The 17,485-nt window shown below is 68.3% G+C and carries 15 protein-coding genes; 7 read left to right on the top strand and 8 right to left on the bottom strand.

Annotated elements, in window-relative coordinates; all coding sequences use genetic code 11:
* Positions 1-13: 13 nt before the first annotated feature.
* The gene (locus OHA10_RS01305) at positions 14-622 is read left to right on the top strand and encodes a TetR/AcrR family transcriptional regulator (protein WP_371404312.1); all 609 of its coding nucleotides are present in this window, start codon (positions 14-16) and stop codon (positions 620-622) included.
* Between the two features lie 7 nt (positions 623-629).
* On the opposite strand, the gene ligD is transcribed toward OHA10_RS01305, so the two are convergent.
* Genes ligD through OHA10_RS01290 form a run of 3 tightly spaced genes read right to left on the bottom strand, consistent with a single transcriptional unit; the run spans position 630 to position 3,884 of the window.
* Positions 630-1,601 carry a non-homologous end-joining DNA ligase gene (gene ligD, locus OHA10_RS01300; RefSeq protein WP_371404311.1) on the bottom strand — a complete coding sequence of 324 codons (972 nt, stop codon included), beginning with the start codon at positions 1,599-1,601 and terminating at the stop codon, positions 630-632.
* A gap of 35 nt (positions 1,602-1,636) precedes the next feature.
* On the bottom strand, positions 1,637-2,773 hold the full coding sequence (locus OHA10_RS01295) for a branched-chain amino acid aminotransferase (protein WP_371404310.1): 1,137 nt from the start codon (positions 2,771-2,773) through the stop codon (positions 1,637-1,639).
* A gap of 22 nt (positions 2,774-2,795) precedes the next feature.
* Positions 2,796-3,884: a helix-turn-helix domain-containing protein gene (locus OHA10_RS01290; protein ID WP_371404309.1), complete on the bottom strand. Its 1,089-nt coding sequence runs from the start codon at positions 3,882-3,884 to the stop codon at positions 2,796-2,798.
* 195 nt (positions 3,885-4,079) lie between these two features.
* Here OHA10_RS01290 and OHA10_RS01285 point away from each other — a divergent pair, with 195 nt between their 5' ends.
* Both OHA10_RS01285 and OHA10_RS01280 read left to right on the top strand, forming a co-directional pair.
* A complete protein-coding gene (locus OHA10_RS01285; protein WP_371404308.1) occupies positions 4,080-4,511 on the top strand; it encodes a hypothetical protein in 432 nt (143 codons plus the stop codon).
* Between the two features lie 135 nt (positions 4,512-4,646).
* The gene (locus tag OHA10_RS01280; RefSeq protein WP_130439792.1) at positions 4,647-5,387 is read left to right on the top strand and encodes a helix-turn-helix transcriptional regulator; all 741 of its coding nucleotides are present in this window, start codon (positions 4,647-4,649) and stop codon (positions 5,385-5,387) included.
* Here the strand turns inward: OHA10_RS01280 and OHA10_RS01275 are convergent.
* The gene (locus tag OHA10_RS01275) at positions 5,384-8,368 is read right to left on the bottom strand and encodes a S8 family serine peptidase (RefSeq protein WP_371404307.1); all 2,985 of its coding nucleotides are present in this window, start codon (positions 8,366-8,368) and stop codon (positions 5,384-5,386) included. The genes OHA10_RS01280 and OHA10_RS01275 overlap by 4 nt on opposite strands.
* Positions 8,369-8,515: 147 nt before the next feature.
* Positions 8,516-9,292 carry a class I SAM-dependent methyltransferase gene (locus tag OHA10_RS01270; RefSeq protein WP_371404306.1) on the bottom strand — a complete coding sequence of 259 codons (777 nt, stop codon included), beginning with the start codon at positions 9,290-9,292 and terminating at the stop codon, positions 8,516-8,518.
* A 108-nt stretch (positions 9,293-9,400) separates the two neighbouring features.
* On the opposite strand from OHA10_RS01270, the gene OHA10_RS01265 reads away from it, so the two are divergent.
* From OHA10_RS01265 to OHA10_RS01255, 3 genes are all read left to right on the top strand, one after another.
* Complete coding sequence (locus OHA10_RS01265) at positions 9,401-11,158, top strand: chitinase (protein ID WP_371404305.1); 1,758 nt, start codon at positions 9,401-9,403, stop codon at positions 11,156-11,158.
* A 103-nt stretch (positions 11,159-11,261) separates the two neighbouring features.
* Positions 11,262-12,923, top strand: a complete 1,662-nt coding sequence (locus OHA10_RS01260; protein WP_371404304.1) for an FAD-dependent oxidoreductase — start codon at positions 11,262-11,264, stop codon at positions 12,921-12,923.
* Entirely contained in the window at positions 12,923-14,389 is a 1,467-nt protein-coding gene (locus OHA10_RS01255) for an ATP-binding protein (RefSeq protein WP_371404303.1), read from the top strand. Before OHA10_RS01260 ends, OHA10_RS01255 begins: the two co-directional genes overlap by 1 nt.
* Here the strand turns inward: OHA10_RS01255 and OHA10_RS01250 are convergent.
* Entirely contained in the window at positions 14,386-15,288 is a 903-nt protein-coding gene (locus tag OHA10_RS01250; RefSeq protein WP_371404302.1) for an alpha/beta hydrolase family protein, read from the bottom strand. The two genes, OHA10_RS01255 and OHA10_RS01250, sit on opposite strands and share 4 nt — an antisense overlap.
* 57 nt (positions 15,289-15,345) lie before the next feature.
* Here OHA10_RS01250 and OHA10_RS01245 point away from each other — a divergent pair, with 57 nt between their 5' ends.
* Complete coding sequence (locus OHA10_RS01245) at positions 15,346-15,873, top strand: helix-turn-helix domain-containing protein (RefSeq protein ID WP_371404301.1); 528 nt, start codon at positions 15,346-15,348, stop codon at positions 15,871-15,873.
* On the opposite strand, the gene OHA10_RS01240 is transcribed toward OHA10_RS01245, so the two are convergent.
* Both OHA10_RS01240 and OHA10_RS01235 read right to left on the bottom strand, forming a co-directional pair.
* On the bottom strand, positions 15,870-16,802 hold the full coding sequence (locus OHA10_RS01240; protein WP_371404300.1) for a sugar kinase: 933 nt from the start codon (positions 16,800-16,802) through the stop codon (positions 15,870-15,872). The genes OHA10_RS01245 and OHA10_RS01240 overlap by 4 nt on opposite strands.
* Before the next feature lie 10 nt (positions 16,803-16,812).
* Complete coding sequence (locus tag OHA10_RS01235) at positions 16,813-17,433, bottom strand: bifunctional 4-hydroxy-2-oxoglutarate aldolase/2-dehydro-3-deoxy-phosphogluconate aldolase (RefSeq protein ID WP_371404299.1); 621 nt, start codon at positions 17,431-17,433, stop codon at positions 16,813-16,815.
* Between the last annotated feature and the right edge of the window lie 52 nt (positions 17,434-17,485).

Raw genomic sequence — 17,485 nt, 5'->3', positions numbered from 1 at the left:
CAAGGAGGTTGTCGTGACGGACACGGTGAGCCGCCGGCAACGGGCGGCCGGGACCGAGGCGGCGCTCAAGCAGGCCGCGCGCGAGGTCTTCGCCGAGCGCGGATACCTGAACACGAAGATCACCGACATCACCGCGGCCGCGGGCCGCGCGACGGGGTCGTTCTACAACCACTTCGCGGGTAAGGAAGAGCTGCTCGAGGCGCTGCTCAAGGACATGCTGCTGGAGGCCGACGAGGCAGTCGTCGATGCGGCCGAGCACGACGCCGACTTCAGCAAAGTGTCAGCGGTGCGGTGGCACGTCGAGGCGTTCTGGCGCTTCTACCAGGCACATCTGCCGGAGATGATCGCGGTCAAGCAGGCCGCGATGGCCGACCCCGAGCTCGGGCAGCGGCTGCAACAGATCATGGCGGACGACGACCAGCACATGATCGAGCACTTCTCGCATCTGCCGCATCCGCCCGCCGAACCGCTCGTCGTGATCTCGGCGATGAACGCGCTGATGGAGGGGTTCGCCTACACCTGGCTGGTGGTCAACCCGGCGAGCGGCCGGACGATCACGGACAAGGCGGCGATCGACACGCTGACGAACCTCATCCACCACGGACTGGTGGGAGGGGAGTAGCCGGGCGTCAGTCCTCCGGCGGTGGCGGTTCCTCGGCGCCGTCGCGCTCGTCCCGCTCCGCCCACTCCATCAGCGTTGCCAGCGAGTAGACGTTGTCGTCGATCGTCGCGTGCAGGTCGCCGAGCTCGGCGTACCGCGCCGGGACGGTCCGGATGGTGAAGTCCTTCGGGTTCACGTCGTCGATCTCGTCCCAGTGGATCGGGGTCGAGACGGTGCCTTCGGGGTTGCCGCGGACGGAGTACGCGCTGGCGATCGTGTGGTCGCGGGCGTTCTGGTTGTAGTCGACGAACAGCTTCTTCGGGTCGCGGTCCTTGCGCCACCAGGTCGTCGTCACGTCGTCCGGAGTACGCCGCTCGACCTCACGCGCGAACGCGAGTGCGGCCCGCCGTACGTCGGAGAAGCCGTACGCCGGCTCGACCCGGACGTAGATGTGGATGCCCTTGCCGCCGGACGTCTTCGGGTAGCCGACCGCGCCGAGCTCGTCGAGCACTTCGTGGACGGTGTGCGCGACCCGACGGACCCGATCGAACGGGCAGTCGGGCATCGGGTCGAGATCGATGCGCCACTCGTCGGGCTTCTCGGTGTCGGCTCGGCGGGAGTTCCACGGGTGGAACTCGACCGTCGACATCTGCACCGCCCAGGCGACGTGCGCGATCTCGGTGACGCACAGCTCGTCGGCGGTCCGGTTGTACCGCGGGAACTTGACGCGGACCGTCTCCATCCAGGGCGGTGCGCCGTGCGGCAGCCGCTTCTGGTGGACCTTCTCGCCGGCGACGCCCTCGGGGAACCGGTGCAGCATGCACGGGCGCTCGCGGAGGGCGTTGACGATGCCGTCGCCGACGGACAGGTAGTACTTGACCAGGTCGAGCTTGGTCTCGCCGCGGGCAGGGAAGTACACGCGGTCCGGGTTCGAGACCCGGACCGTCCGCTCGCCGACCTCCAGCTCGATCGCCGGCGACTTTCCCTTGGACTCGGCCATGACGCCAACTTAACCGGCGCCGGGGACAAACGGCATCAGGCGAGGCGCGTGAGCCAGCCGCGGGTGTCCGGGATGCGGCCGTACTGCAGGTCCAGCAGCGTGGAGCGGATCTTCGCGGTCACCGGGCCGACGCCGTAGTCGACCGAGTGGTCGCCGATGGTCAGGTCCCCCTCGGGCCAGGCGACGCGGCCGATCGGGGTGATGACCGCGGCCGTGCCGGAGGCAAAGACCTCGGTGATGTCGCCGTTCTGTACGCCGTCGCGCCACTCGTCGGCGGAGATCCGGCGCTCCTCGACCGGGTGGCCGAGGTCCGCGGCGAGCTCGATCACGGATGAGCGGGTGACGCCCTCGAGGATGGAGCCGTTCAGCTCGGGTGTCGCGATCCGGCCGTCGGCGTACACGAAGAACATGTTCATGCTGCCGATCTCCTCGAGCCACTTGTGCTCGACCGCATCGACGAACGCGACCTGCTCGCAGCCGTTGGCCACAGCCTCGGCCAGGCCGGCCAGGCTGGACGCGTAGTTGCCGCCGCACTTGGCCGCGCCCGTCCCGCCCGGCGTCGCGCGGATGGTGGAGGTCGTCAGCCAGATCGAGACTGGCTTGGGGCCGGTGTTGAAGTACGGGCCGGCCGGTGACGCGATGACGCCGAACAGCACCTCATGCGACGGCCGGACGCTCAGCGCGGCCTCGGTGGCGATCATGTACGGCCGGAGATACAGACTGGTCTCGCTCGCTTCGGCCGACGGCACCCAGGCCTCGTCGACGGTCACCAGCGCACGCAGGGCCGCGACGAACTCGTCCTCCGGCACCTGCGGCAGGGCCAACCGCTCTGCGCTCGCGGTGAACCGGGCCGCGTTCCGGTCGGGGCGGAAGGCCCACACTGAGCCGTCGGGGTGCCGGTACGCCTTGAGTCCCTCGAAGATCTCCTGCGAGTAGTGGAAAACGGCAGCCGCCGGGCTCAGCTTCAGTGGCGCGTACGCCGTCACCTTGGCGTCGTGCCAGCCCTGATCCAGTGACCAGTTGGCAACCACCATGTGGTCGGTGAACGACTGCCCGAACGCCGGCTCCGCGAGCACTGCTGCCCGAGCCTCTGCGCTGGCCGGGTCACTGCGCAGTTCGACTGCGAAGTCCCACTTGTCTGCCGCTGCCGTTGTCAGCTGTTCACCTGTCACTCACCGCACGCTACCCCTGCCCTCACCTCCAGCTCGACCCACTGCCCACACTCCGGCCGTTGGTGGCCAGCAGCCTCCGTAGCTCCACGGCGCCGCGCTCGCTCTCAGGCACGACACGGAGCAACCGGTCGGCAGCGTCGTACACCCAGAGGTCGCGCCACTCGTCGGGCAGCTCGACCAGCACCCGCAGTGCCATGGCCAGGCCGGCGGGGACCTCGCCGGCAACGGCCAGACTCTCGGCCAGGGCCAGGTCGATCTTGGCGCGTTCGCCGATCCAGCGCTCCGGGCAGAGCTCCCGGGCTCGCTCGAGCAGGATGCAGCCCGGCACGCCGTACCCCAGTCGCGCGCACACTCGTCCCTCGGCCCAATGCAGCTGGTAAGGCATCCAGTCGGTCGGTCGCGCGGCAGTCACTACAGTCTCGTTGCCGACGCCCACCAGCAGTTGCAGCGCCTGCTGTGTCTCCTCTCGGCGCCCGAGGTCGGCCAGGACCAGCGCTCGGGCGGCATGAGCCACCGCGCTTGATGACTGTTGCGCCAAGGCTTTGTCGGCCAGCTCCAGCAATTGCGGCAACGGACGCTGCTCGGCGAGACCGCTGATTGCCTCCTTCGCACACACCAGCGCCTGCCCGGCACCGACTGCGGATGCATGGGCAGCCAACCACCAGCGCCTCGCCGGACGTCGCTCGCCGAGCCCGCTGAGGGTCTCCGCGATCAGGATGCTCAGCTCGACCGCCTGCACGCCGCCAAGGCCCCGGGCCCGCAGCAGTTGCAGCTCGCTCACCAGCTCGGGCAGCAGCACAGCCGGCGGAGTACTACGGACGTCGTCGAGGGCAATGGTCTGGTCGGCAATACCGGTGGCCGCGGCCAGACCTTGCCAGGCCAGCTCCAACGGGTCGGCCGTTCGGCCCGGCCGCTCCGCGCGGGAAGGCCTTCGCTCGAAGGTGCCGGTCAGCTGGTCGCCAGTGCCGAGCTCACGGTCGCAGAGCCGTGCCAGGTCCGCGGAGCCCGGCCGCTGCCCGCGCTCCACCTGCGACAGGTAGCTGTGGTCGTACCCGACGCGGGCTGCCAGTTGCCGCAGGCTCAGGCCGGCCGCCTGCCTGGACTGCCGCAAGTGCGCTCCGAAAGTAGTAGGAGATGTCACAGGACCACCCCGTTCACGCTTCGAGCTCATGTGGTGCGTGTCGTGACGCTACAAGCCCTCGCCGACAAAAACCGTGAAAAACAAGGGCATGTGGGCTGTGGGCTGTTCCCACAGCCCACAGCCCACACCTGTTGTGCACAGTGCGTTCTGGGCGACGCTGAAGTGGTGAACACGCTGCAGCGACAGGCCCGCCTCTTCCGTCTGGTCCGCCACACCAACCCCACCGCGATCCTCGCCGAGGGCGTGGAGTGGTCCGACGGCGCAGCCACCCTCCGCTGGCGCGGCCCACACCCCGGCACGTCCACCTGGGACGCCGGCGTGGACGCCCTCCTGACCGCTCACGGCACTGGCGGCCGCACTCAACTCCACTGGGCCCAGGACCCCCAGCGTTTCTCCCGCACCGGGCGCCCCCTCCGCAACGCCGCATCGGACCCCACCATCGACGCCGCCGACGCGGACCACGCCGGCCAGGCCGGCCACGTCGACCGGGCCGACCGGAGCGGGGTGGCACCCACTGTCTGGCTGCCGGCTCCCGCGCTCGACGGTATGTGCTCCCGCTGCGGCCGGCCCTGGCCCTGTCTCTCCTGTGGCCCGTAGCGCCTCGGCGCGCGGCACGCCCCGGTCTCCCGGCGGCCGGGGCGTGCCGTCGTGTGTGAGACAACGCTGTCAAGAGTTAGTTGACGCGGTTTAGTGTGAGGGCGTTTTGGCGTCGATCGGTGAGGGGTGATGGTGGTGGTTGATCCGCTCGACGAGCTGGATGTGCAGTTGGCGCGGCTGCGGAGTGTGGCCGATGACCTGCGGGGGCGGCGGGGGACGCCGGTCCTGGAGGGGAATCAGGTCGAGCTGATCGAGGACGGGCCGACGCTGTTGCGGGCGTACGAGGAGCTGCAGAAGGGGTCCCGTCGCGAGGTCCGGGTGCTGGACCGGCCGCCGTACGTGACGCCGCCGTCGACGCAGCAGAAGCTCGAGCTGGACCGGCTGGCCGACGGGATCGAGTACCGGGCGATCTACGGGACGGAGGTCTTCGAGTCCGAGGACATCATGGGCGTGCTGCCGGAGTTGCAGGCGGCCGGTGAGGTCAGCCGGGTGCTGGCGCAGGTGCCGATGAAGATGGCGGTGGGGGACGACGACACCGCGTTGATCGGGCTGACCAAGCGGGCGCCGGCCGAGTCGAACCTGTTGATCCGTTCGTCGGGTCTGCTGGACGGGCTGATCGCGACGTTCGAGATGCTGTGGGCGCTGGCGATCCCGATGCCCGCGCTGCTCGCGAGCGGTGAGGTGCCGGCGCTGACAGAGCCCGACCGGGACATCCTGTTGCTGCTGGCCGGCGGTGCGACCGACGACATGATCAGCCGGCGGTTGCGGATCAGTCCCCGGACGACCCAGCGCCGGGTCCGCGCGCTGATGGATGCCCTCGGCGCGCAGACCCGGTTCCAGGCGGGCGTTCAGGCTGCCCGCCGCCGCTGGATCTAGTTGATCGTCACCACCGTCCCGGCCCGGTTCGGGAACTCGACGAAGCCGGTCGAGCGCTTGTCGGTCGGCAGCCCCGACCAGGACGTCGTGACCTGGAACGGCTTGAACGCGGCCGGAGCCACCGGAGGCGACACCTTGAGCGTGCTGCCCGACGAGGCGGTCACCACGTTGGTCTGCATCGTGTACTCCGTCGTGTCCGCGCCAGGCGGGTTCGACAGGGTGATCGCGAGCACGCCCCACACGCCGGCCGCAGGTGCCGGCACGCTGGCGGACGCCTGGTTCGAACCGTCACCGATGAACGACAGGAACTGCTTCTGACCGTTCACGACCTTGTAGAGCACCAGCCAGATGCTGCCGGCCGGATCCACGGTCTTGATGTTCCACTGGATCGCCTTGGTCTGTGCGGTCGCCGTCACCGGGTAGTCCGGCAGATCGGCGTCCGCAGCACCGGCAGGCACCGCACCGGCGACCAGCGGAGCAGACACCACGCCGTACGAGCGGATCGGTGCACCCGCCTTGCCGGAGGTGGCAGTGAACGCCACCGAGCCAGCGGCACCCGAGCCGGACACTGCAGTCGGGGCGAGCACGGACGTCGGTACGGCGACGATCGGGCTGCGTACCGTCTTCCCGGCGCCCTGCCAGGTCAGCCAACCGCTGGTGGTGGCATTGGAGTCACCGGTGTCCAGAGTGAGCTTCACCTTGAACGTCTTGGTCTGACCGGCGGCCGTGAAGTTCAGGATCGACGGCGTCACCTCAGCCTTCATACCCGGCACGGAGACCGTCGCCCGGTACAGGCCCGGGGCCACAGCGGTCACGCGACGGGTGATGGTCTGAGTGCCCAGCAGCTGGCCGACCGCGATCGACGGAGCGTTGTAGTCGCTCGGGTTGATCGCAGGAACTCTGGTGCCGGTGTTGACGCCACTGCCTTCCAGATAACCCAGCCAGTCCACGTCACCCGAGTCGTAGACCAGACCCGGATCCAGCATCTTCGACGGCTGCACCTCACCGGCACCGGCGTCGAACGGGTTGCTGTCGACGGACCCGGTGGAAGTGAGCACGTTCCCTGCAGTGGTCATCAGGGCGGACTTGACTGCCATCGGCGACCAGTCCGGGTGCTTCGACAGGTAGAGCGCTGCCAGTCCCGCAATGTGCGGCGCGGCCATCGACGTACCGGAGAGGAACGCGTAGCTCTGGCCGTTGTTGGTGGGCGGCGCGACGGCAGCCAGCACGTTCACGCCTGGCGCTGCGATATCGGGCTTCAGCAAGTTGCCATTGCTCGCGAGAGACGGGCCACGCGACGAGAAGTCGGCCATCTGCGGGTACGGCGTCTTGGTGCTGGTCGTGTTTCCGGGTACGAGTTCAGCTGTCGCGCCGGACTGCGCGGCGTACGCCTTGATCGACAGGGCATCCGGTGCGTTGACGTGCACAGTCGGTACGGCGTGGGAGTCGCCGACCACGTCCTGCGGGAACAGGTTGAGCAGCACCATCCCGACACCGCCTGCCCGCTTCACCTCAGTGGACTTGTCCACCCGGGCGTTGACGCCCCGCTCGCAGGCGACGATCTTCCCGGCCGTCTTGGTGGGGTCCAGAGTGTTCGCCATACAAAGCAGCGCGTCCGCGTCGCTGGCAGCCGCGTTCTTGACCGCGACCGGGCTGACGAGCGGCTTGCTACCGGTCGCCGTTGCCACCGTCGTACTGAGACCGGCGTACTTCTGGCCGTTGCCCAGCACGACCGTACCTTCGTACGGCGCAACCGTGGTGGCGCCGACTGTGGTCACCCAAGGGGAGGTGTTGTCGAGCGTGGACGCGTCCGGACCGGAGTTGCCACCGGCTGCGGAGACGAAGACACCGGCTGACGCCGCTGACAGGAACGCCAGCTGGATCGGGTCGGTGTGCGCGGACTCGAAGATCGAGCCGACCGAGTAGTTGATGACGTCGACGCCGTCCGCGACCGCCTGGTCGATGGCAGAGAGGATGTCGGAGGTGAGACCGCCGGAGTTCTGGCCGTCCTTGCCGGACCAGAGTGCCTTGTACACAGCGATCTTGGCGGCCGGAGCGACACCGGTGACCGTGCCGAAGCCGACACCGCCGACAGAGACGTCCACGTTGGCCCGGCCGGCCGCAGTCGTCGCGGTGTGGGTTCCGTGGCCCTCACCATCGCGCGGGGAGACGTAGTCGGCCCGCTGGTCCGGTGGGACCAGGCTGAGCCATCCGTCTCCGAAGTACTTCGCACTGATCAGCTTGGTGTTGCACTGGTCGGCGGTGAAGTCCTCACCGGCCTCGCAGCTACCGGTGAAGGTGCCACCGTCCGCCTTCTCCATGACGGTCGTCGAGCCGGACAGGTACGGACGGTACGGGTCGGCTGCGGTCGGCGGCTTCGTACCGAGCTTCGGCCCGGACAGGGACGCGCTCTCCGGCCAGATGCCGGTGTCGACGACGCCGACCACGACACCCTGGCCCGCGGTCGCGGTGCCGCCGAGTGCGTTCCAGACGCCGGTCTTGCCGGACAGTTTGAGGAAGTCGGTCGGCTTGCGGTCGTCCAGCGCGACATGCAGCTGGTCGGGCACGACGGACACCACACCTGGTGTCTTGCTGAGTTCGTTGACCTGCTTGGAGGTCAGTGAGGCAGCAAAACCGTTCAGAGTGGTCGAGTAGTCGTGGTCGACCTTGGCACCCACCTCTGCAGCGACCTGTGCGTGCTTACCGGTCAAGAAAGACCTGTACGCCTTGCCGTTGCTGCTGTTCACCTCGACCTTGCGGCCAGTGGCCGGCTTGGTGGCCTTGAGCCCGGTCACGCCACCCTGGTACGTCGCCAGCGGCTTGTCGGCCAGCGTCACGACGTACCGGCCTGGTGCGAAGCTGGACCGACCGAGCGAGGTAGTGGGAGGAGTTGCTGATCCTGGTGGAGCCACCAAGGCGGTGGTGATCAGCGCGGCGCCGGCCAGCAATGCGGCACGCCTGCGCAGGTTGGGATGGTTCACGTGATGCCTCCACGGCATGTTGTCCTGGCCGTGGGCTGTAGCCCCGGCCGCCCGCCCCCGAGCACGGACGCCGAAGAGCCTGCCAATCCGCGGCTCCGGCTACACGGTTTTGGCTGACACTGGCCGCTGGCGAAAATCTGCCAACGATCAGCGGGTGGCTGTCGCCAACAGGTACTGCGCGGGCAGGCGGACCTGACCGGCTGCGTTGGTCCAGTTGTCGGTCAGCGTCTGGAGGAAACGGGCTCGTACGTCGGCGAGACGGCCCGCTTGTTCCAGCAGAGGGAAGGTCGAGACACCGAGTGGGTGGTTGGCGATGCGGGTGTCCCAGTAACTCTCCGCGGACGGTGTGACCACCTCGAGCTCGAGCGTGGTCGTGGTGACCTGGTAGCCGTGCGGTTCCAAGAGGCTGGACAGGGCCGCGGGGTCGTGCCAGTCGATGCGGCCGGCTGCGGGGTTCTGGCCAGTGACCTCTTGGACCGCGCCGACGACGACGCCGACCAGTTTGCCCATCACCCCGGGCAGCCAGCTGGTCAGCAGGATCCGGCTGGTCGAGGCGGCGACGCGGGACAGTTCGGCGATAGCCGCGGCTGGGTCGGGGGCGAAGATCACGGCGAAGTTGGACAGGATCACGTCGGCCGAGCCGTCGTTCAGCGGGATCGACGCCGCCGTACCGTCGACGACGGTCAGGTCGCGGGCTCCGGCCGTCTCCTGGATGACTTCGCGCAGCCGGGCGGCGGGCTCGACGGCGGTGACCCGGGCGCCGCGGTCAGCGGCGAGCAGGGCGACGTTACCGGTGCCTGCGCCGACGTCGACCACGTGCTCGCCGGGCTCGAGCTGGGCTGCGTCCACCAGTGCCCGGGCCGCCGGCAACAGGTCGGCCGCCGTCGTCTCGTACGTTCCCTGACCCCAGTCGATGTCGCTCACGCGCTCACCCTAGGCCGGTTCCCGACAGCGTCGGATACCCGCCGTCGGTGACGCATTGACGTGGATTTATGGAAGCTCTCTACTAAATCGCATCGTCGAGGAGGTTCCATGCGTGCACGGTGGCTTGCTGTGGTGGTCGGGGTATTGCTGGCGGCCGGTGTCACCGTGCCGGCGCAGGCGGCGAACATTCTGAGCAATCCCGGGTTCGAGTCCGGCTCGTTGAGTGGCTGGAGCTGCTCGGGTGGGTCGGTAGTCAGCAGTCCGACCCGGAGCGGCGGTTTTGCGTTGAACGGCGCGGTCACCAGCTCGGACTACGCCCAGTGCAGTCAGACCGTCTCGGTGCAGCCCAACACGGCGTACACGTTGTCGGGTTGGGTGCGCGGCTCGTACGTGTACCTCGGAGTGACAGGTGGCTCTTCCACCTGGACGCCGTCGGCGGCGGGCTTCACACAGCTGAGTCTGTCCTTCACCACAGGAGCGAGTCAGACGTCCGCGCAGATCTATGTGCACGGCTGGTACGGGCAGCCGGCGTACCAAGCGGACGACTTCAGTCTGGATGGTCCGGGCGGTACTCCTGGTGCTCCGACCGCTCCTGGTACGCCGACCGTCACCAGCGCGACCAATTCCGCTATCTCGTTGAGCTGGCCGGCAGCGTCGGGCACCGTCACCGGCTACCGGGTCTATGAAGGCACGTCGGTTGTCCAGACCGTCGCCACGACAACAGCCACCGTCAGCGGGCTCCCGGCCTGCAGCAGCCACAGCTACTCGGTGTCGGCGTACAACAGCGTTGGTGAGTCGCTCAGGTCAGCAGCCGCCAGCGGTACGACGGGAGGCTGCACGAGTACTGGTCTGGCCAAGCACGCGCTGATCGGATACCTGCACGCGAGCTTTGCGAACGGATCCGGGTACGTGCGGATGGCCGACGTACCGGATCAGTGGGACATCATCGATCTGGCGTTCGGTGAGCCGACGTCTGTGACCTCTGGGGACATCCGGTTCAACCGGTGTCCTGCCAGTGAGTGTCCGAATGTGGAAAGCGACGCGGAGTTCATCGCGGCGATCCGGGCCAAGCAAGCCGCCGGGAAGAAGGTGCTGATCTCGATCGGCGGTGCGAACGGACAGGTGCAACTGACCACCACGGCGGCCCGCGACGCGTTCGTCAGCTCGGTCAGTGCGATCATCGACCGCTACGGGCTGGACGGGCTCGACATCGACTTCGAAGGGCACTCGCTGTACCTGAACGCCGGTGACACCGACTTCCGCAACCCGACCACTCCGGTGATCGTCAACCTGATCTCGGCGCTGAAGACGCTGAAGGCGAAGTACGGTTCGGGTTTCGTGCTGACGATGGCGCCGGAGACGTTCTTCGTGCAGGTCGGCTACCAGTTCTACGGCGGCGCCGGTGGCGGCGACAACCGGACCGGTTCCTATCTGCCGGTCATCCACGCGCTGCGGGACTCGCTGACCGTCCTGCACGTCCAGGACTACAACTCCGGCCCGGTGATGGGGCTGGACAACCAGTACCACACCATGGGCGGCGCCGACTTCCACATCGCCATGACCGACATGGTCAAGGCCGGATTCCCGGTGGCGAACACCGGTCAGACGTTCCCGGGACTGCGCGACGACCAGATCGGTATCGGGCTCCCGGCAGCAGTCAGCGCGGGCAACGGCTACACCGCCCCGGCAGCCGTGCACCAGGCGCTGGACTGCTTGGTGAAGGGCCAGAACTGCGGCGGCTACAGCCTCCGCGGCGGCGCTTCACCGGGCCTCCGGGGGCTGATGACGTGGTCGATCAACTGGGACCACTACTACAACTGGGAGTTCCAGAACAACCACGCGCCGTACCTCGACGCCCTCCCGTAACCGCCCCCCGCGGCCCGGTTCGCGAATCAGCCCCTCGCGAACCGGGCCGCAGCCTGTGGATTACCGATCCCTGTTTGTAGGGATCCGCTGGTATGAAGGAGGCATGACAGCGTCAACGACCCGCGCGGTGATCCTCACCGTGGACGACGATCCCGGCGTTTCCCGGTCAATCGCCCGTGACCTCCGCCGACGGTACGGCGAGGAGAACCGCATCGTCCGGGCGGAGAACCCGGCGCAGGCGCTCGACGCGCTGAAGGAGCTCAAGCTCCGCGGTGAGCCCGTGGCCCTGCTGCTGGCCGACTACCGGATGCCCCAGATGTCCGGCATCGAGTTCCTCGAGGCCGCGATGGACCTGTTCCCGCTGGCCCGCCGCGTGCTGCTGACGGCGTACGCCGACACCGACGCGGCGATCCAGGCCATCAACGTGGTCGACCTCGACCACTACCTGCTCAAGCCGTGGAACCCGCCGGAGGAGAAGCTGTATCCGGTGGTCGACGCGATGCTCGATCTCTGGAAGTCGACCCCGGAGCCGTCCGGCGACGAGACCCGGGTGATCGGTCACCGCTGGTCGGCGCCGTCGTTCGCGGCCCGCGACTTCCTCGCCCGCAACGCCGTGCCGTACCGCTGGCTCAACGTCGACGACGAAGAGGCCAAGCGTCTCCTCGACGCGGCCGAGGTCGACGGCTCGACGCTGCCGGTCGTCATCACGCCGGACGGCACCGTGATGGTCGCGCCGTCCGAGACCGAGCTGGCGAACAAGGTCGGTCTGTCCACGGCGCCGGCCAAGGACTTCTACGACCTCGTTGTGGTCGGCGGCGGTCCGGCCGGGCTCGGAGCCGCGGTGTACGGCGCCAGCGAGGGCCTGCGGACCGTGCTGGTCGAGCAGCTGGCGACCGGTGGTCAGGCCGGGCAGTCCAGCCGGATCGAGAACTACCTGGGCTTCCCGGACGGAGTGTCCGGTGCGCAGCTGACGGACCGGGCCCGGCGTCAGGCTGTCCGGTTCGGGGCGGAGCTCCTGACGACCCGTCAGGTCGTCGGGCTGGAGACGCTCGGCAACGCGCGGCGGCTGCGGTTCGCCGACGGCAGCGAGATCTCGGCGCATTCGGTGATCCTGGCGACCGGCGTCTCGTACCGGACGCTGCAGGCGCCCGGTGTCGACGATCTGTGCGGTCGCGGGATCTACTACGGCTCGGCGACGACCGAGGGTCCGGCGTGTGCCGGCATGGAGGTCTACATCATCGGCGGCGCCAACTCCGCCGGTCAGGCCGCGGTCTATTTCTCCAGGCATGCGAAACGTGTGCATATGCTGGTAAGAGGACCATCGCTCACCGCGACGATGTCGTCGTACCTCATCGACCAGATCGACGGGATCGACAACATCGAGGTGCATACCTGCACGCAGGTCGTTGCCTGCAAGGGCTCGGAGCATCTGGAGTGTCTCACCCTGCTGAACAGCGAGACCGGGGAGAGCCACGACGTGAACACGGAATGGATGTTCGTGTTCATCGGCGCGGCTCCGCGGACGGACTGGCTGCCCGGTGACCTGCTCCGCGACGATCGAGGTTTCGTCCTCACCGGACCTGACCTGCCCGGCAGACCGCCGGGCTGGCCGCTGGAGCGGGAGCCGTACCACCTGGAGACGAGCATGCCTGGCGTGTTCGCCGCGGGTGACGTGCGGGCCGAGTCGGTGAAGCGGGTCGCCTCGGCGGTCGGCGACGGAGCGATGGCCGTGACACTGGTGCACCGATACCTGGAGATGCTCTGATGACTGATCAAGCTGTGGAGCCGCGGCGGCTGACTCCCGACGAGCTGCGCACGCTGTTCCTCTTCGAGAGCCTCACCGACGAGCAGCTGCAGTGGCTGTCCGAGGCCGGGTACGCCGAGACCTGGGACGACGGCATCGTCTTCAACGAGGGCGACGAGGCGACCTGCTGCTACGTCCTGCTCACCGGAGAGATCCGGCTCTGCAAGCTGTCGCACGGTGAGCTGGTAGAGATCAACCGGACCAGCCAGCGCGGGGTCTACTCCGGTGCGTTCAACGCCTTCTTCGGCGCCAACGACCACAAGTCGTACACCGCGACGATGCAGGTGACGCAGCCGTCGGAGTTCTTCGTCATCGGCGCCGACACGATGGCGACGATGATGAACACCTGGTTCCCGATGGCGGTGCACCTGATCGAGGGCTTCGTGATGGGCATGCGCCGGACCAACGAGACGCTCGGGGAGCGGGAGCGGTTGCTCGCCCTCGGTTCGTTGTCCGCCGGCCTGACCCACGAGCTCAACAACCCGGCCGCCGCGGCGGTCCGGGCCGCTGCCACCTTGCGGCAGCGGGTCTCCGGGATGCGGTCGAAGCTGGCGATGCTCGCCGACGGCACGCTGGACGCGACCAAGTTGCACCAGATCGTCGCGCTCCAGGACGACGCGGTCGAGCGGCTCGACAAGAACAAGGACAAAGACGTCCCGCCGATGGAGCTGTCCGACCGCGAGGACGCGCTGACCGACTGGTTGGACGACCACGATGTCCAGGCCAGTTGGGACATCGCTCCGGTGCTGGCAGCGGCCGGGCTGGATGTGCCCTGGATGGAGGAGGTGCTGACGGCCGTCGGCCCGACGTACCTCGAGGGTGCTGTCCGGTGGTTGATGTACACGATCGACACCGAGTCGCTGATGAACGAGATCGACGACTCGGTCACCCGGATCTCGACGCTGGTCGGTGCCGCCAAGCAGTACTCGCAGATCGACCGCGCGCCGTACCAGACCGTCGATCTGCGGGAGCTGCTGAAGTCGACGCTGGTGATGATGTCGGGCAAGCTGCAGGGATACGAGGTGGTGAAGGACTTCGATCCCGAGCTGCCGCCGATCCCGGCGTACGCCGCGGAGCTCAACCAGGTGTGGACGAACATCATCGACAACGCGGTCAGCGCGATGGGTGGATCCGGCACGCTGACGCTGCGGACCCGGAAGGACGGCGCGTACGCCGTCGTCGAGATCGGCGACACCGGTCCCGGTATCCCGGAGGAGATCCGGCGGCGGATCTTCGAGCCGTTCTTCACCACCAAGCCGATCGGCGAGGGCACCGGTCTGGGGCTCGACATCTCCTGGCGGATCGTGGTGAAGAAGCACCACGGCGATCTGCGGGTCGAGTCGGAGCCCGGCCGGACGGTGTTCAAGATCGTTCTTCCGCTCGATCCCGAGAGGGAGCTCGAGTCCGACCCCGCACTGCTTGCTTAAGGCAACCAATCGACGATGGTGCTGATGACTACCGGGTCCACATGCCCGGGGACCTGGTAGTCGGCCATCGTGGATGGACCGCTGCCGGCGAAGAACAGGTGGTTGCCGGCGTCGAGGATCTTGATCGTGGCGCCGGGTAGGCCGTCGCGCCACGCGGGCAGGTCATCGGCCACGGTCACCTGGTAGTCGCGACCGCCTTGCAGGACGAGGATCGGGACGTCGAGCTTCGCGGCGGTGGCAACCGGGTCGTACTCGCGAAGGTCCAGCCAGAACGACGCCGGCATGCCGAACGGGAGATCTGTCGGCGGGGTGTCGAGGGACAGCGCCGGGCTGTCGACCACGGCTGCTTGCCGCTCGAAGACGGCGATGGTTTCCGGCGGGACGGCTTCGGTTTCGGCGAGGTACTTCATCACGCGGACTGCCGAGTGGTGCATGGGCTGGGTGTCGCCGGCCATGATCACCAGGCCGGCTACCAGTGGTTCTTCGGCGGCGATCTTCGGCGCGACCTTTCCGCCCATGCTGTGTCCGACGAGGAAGACCTGGTCGACGTGTTCGGCGAGCGTGCGTACGGCGGCGATCGCGTGCGGCACGTACTCCGCGGTCATCGTGTAGCCGGGGGCTGCCATCGCTTCAGGCCGGTTCGCGGTGAGCTTGTCGAAGCGCAGTACGGCGATGCCCTGCGTGGCCAGGCCCCAGGCGAGGTCCTTCAGCGGCTTGTTCGGTCCGCTGGTCTCGTCGCGGTCGAACGGGCCGCCGCCGGCGAGCAGTACGACGCCGACGGTCGGCCGGTCGGGGAGCGTGAGGGTGCCCGGCACCGTCTGGCCGGCCGCTTCGAGGACGAGGCCCTGCTCGGTGAAGACGGTCGGATCGGCGTACGGCGGCGGAGTCCACGCAGTCATCGGCGTTACCTTTCTCAGTGTTTGAGAAAGGTAACATGACATGAGACCATTTCGCTCATGGGCCCTCTGGAGTTGCTGGGGCATCCGGTGCGGTTGCGGATCGTCCACGCGCTGCGCGGCGGCCGGCAGCTGACGACCGGCGAGCTGGGAGAGCGGATCGCCGACGTGTCGAAGGCGACGCTGTACCGTCATGTCGAGCTGCTCGCCGAGGGCGGCATCCTCGAGGTCGCGGAGGAACGCCGGGTCCGCGGCGCGGTCGAGCGCCGGTTCCGGCTGCGCCAGGAGCGCGCGTCGATCACGCCGGAGCAGCTCGAGCAGTTGACGGTCGACGACCACCGGCGTGCCTTCGCTGTCGCGATGGCCGCGTTGGTGGCCGAGTTCAACACGTACCTCGACCACGAGGACGCGGATCCGCTCACGGATCTCGTGGGCTACCGCCAACACGGCATCTGGCTCAGCGAGGAAGAGCTACACCAGCTGATCGAGGGCATGCGGTCGGCGATCCTCCCGGTCCTGTCGAACGAAGCCGCACCGCGCCGATCGCGGTACCTGCTCAGCCCGATCCTCTTTCCCGTCGAGGACTAGCGAAGAGCGGTGCCCTGGCTGTGAGCCAAGAGCGTCAGGTCGTCGCGGGTGGGGAGGGACTCCCAGTCGCCGTACGCCGTGACGCAGAAGGCGCCGGACGTGGTGGCGCGTTCGAGGCGGGCTTCCAAGGACAGCCTGTCGAGGGTGGCCGAGAGATAGCCGGAGACGAAGGCGTCGCCTGCCCCGATGCTGTCGATGACGGTGACGGGGAGCGCGGGGCGGTGGATGGTGCCATTGGCGGAGTGTGCCCAGGCTCCCTTGCCGCCGGCGGTGACGACGACGTGGTCGACGGACTCGAGCAGGTCGGCGATTGGGTCGGTGGCGTCGGTCAGTAGATCCAGTTCGTCATCTGACGCGAACACGGTGTCGACGTGGGGGAGGAGCTCCCGGATCGCGACGGCTGCGTCGGCGCGGGACCAGAGGCGGCCCCGGTAGTTCACATCCAGAGAGACCTGGACGCCTGCTGCAGACGCGGTGCGTACGGCGGCCAGCGTCGCCGCCCGCGCGGTGTCGGAGAGCGCGGGGGTGATGCCGGTGACGTGGAGCAGAGCCGGTGCCGCCGTAGCAACAGCCGCTATGGCTTCAGCCGGCGTCAGCGTGGATGCGGCCGAGCCGCGGCGGTGGTAGCTGACCCGCGTGATGTCGTGGGACGGCTGGTCGAACGCGATGAAGCCGGTGAACGAGTCGTCCGAGAAGCGCAGGTACGTCGTATCGACGTTCTCGGCGCGCAGCGTCCGCTGGATCAGCCGACCGGGCTCATCGTTGCCCACGGCACTCAACCAGGCCGCGTCGTGGCCGAGCCGGGCCAGCCCGATCGCGACGTTGCTCTCGGAGCCGGCGATCGAGAGGTGCGCGTCCCCGCCCAGCCGCATCGGCCGGGCGGTCCGGACGGAGACCATCGTCTCGCCGAGGGTCAGCACGTCGGTCATGGGTGACTCCCTAGACGCCGAGCTCGGTGCGGAATGTGCTGGCGCGGATCGCGAGCTCCGCCAACGAACCGCCCGTGCCAGCGTCACCCAGCAGCGGCGATCCGACGCCGACCGCAAGCGCTCCGGCGGCGAGGTACTTCGGCGCCGACTGTGCATCGACCCCGCCGACCGCTATCAGCGGCGCGTCCGGCAGCGGCGCGCGAAGCTCGGAGAGGTAGCTCGGCCCATACACCTTGGCCGGGAAGATCTTCACCGCGGTCGCGCCGAGATCCAGCGCAGCGACGACCTCGGTCGGTGTGAGCGCGCCGCAGAGAAGCGGCAGACCGAGCTCAACCGCACGATGAGCGCCGCGCGTGATCGCCGGAGTGACGACAAAGCCGGCCCGAGCCGCGGCGACCTCGTCAGCCTGCGCTGCAGTCACGACGGTCCCGGCGCCGATCAGGATGTGCGGGTCGTACTGCGACCGCGCCTTGGCGATCGCCTCGACGCCGCCCGGCGTGGTGAGCGAGATCTCCAGCGCGGTGACGCCGGCCTCGACGAGCGTCTCGACACAGGCGAGCGCGGTATCCGGCCCGTCCGCCCGGATGATCGCGAGCAGCTTCCGGGCGCGAAGTTCGGCAAGCAGGTCCATGGTCTCCAACCTAAGTGATCGAGTCAGCCATAGGACGTCCTATGAGCCCTGT

Origin of the sequence: Kribbella sp. NBC_00662, from assembly GCF_041430295.1 — a bacterium.
Classification (GTDB): domain Bacteria; phylum Actinomycetota; class Actinomycetes; order Propionibacteriales; family Kribbellaceae; genus Kribbella.
The sequence above is the reverse complement of the archived record's forward strand: the minus strand, read 5'-3'. Positions and strand labels throughout refer to the sequence as shown.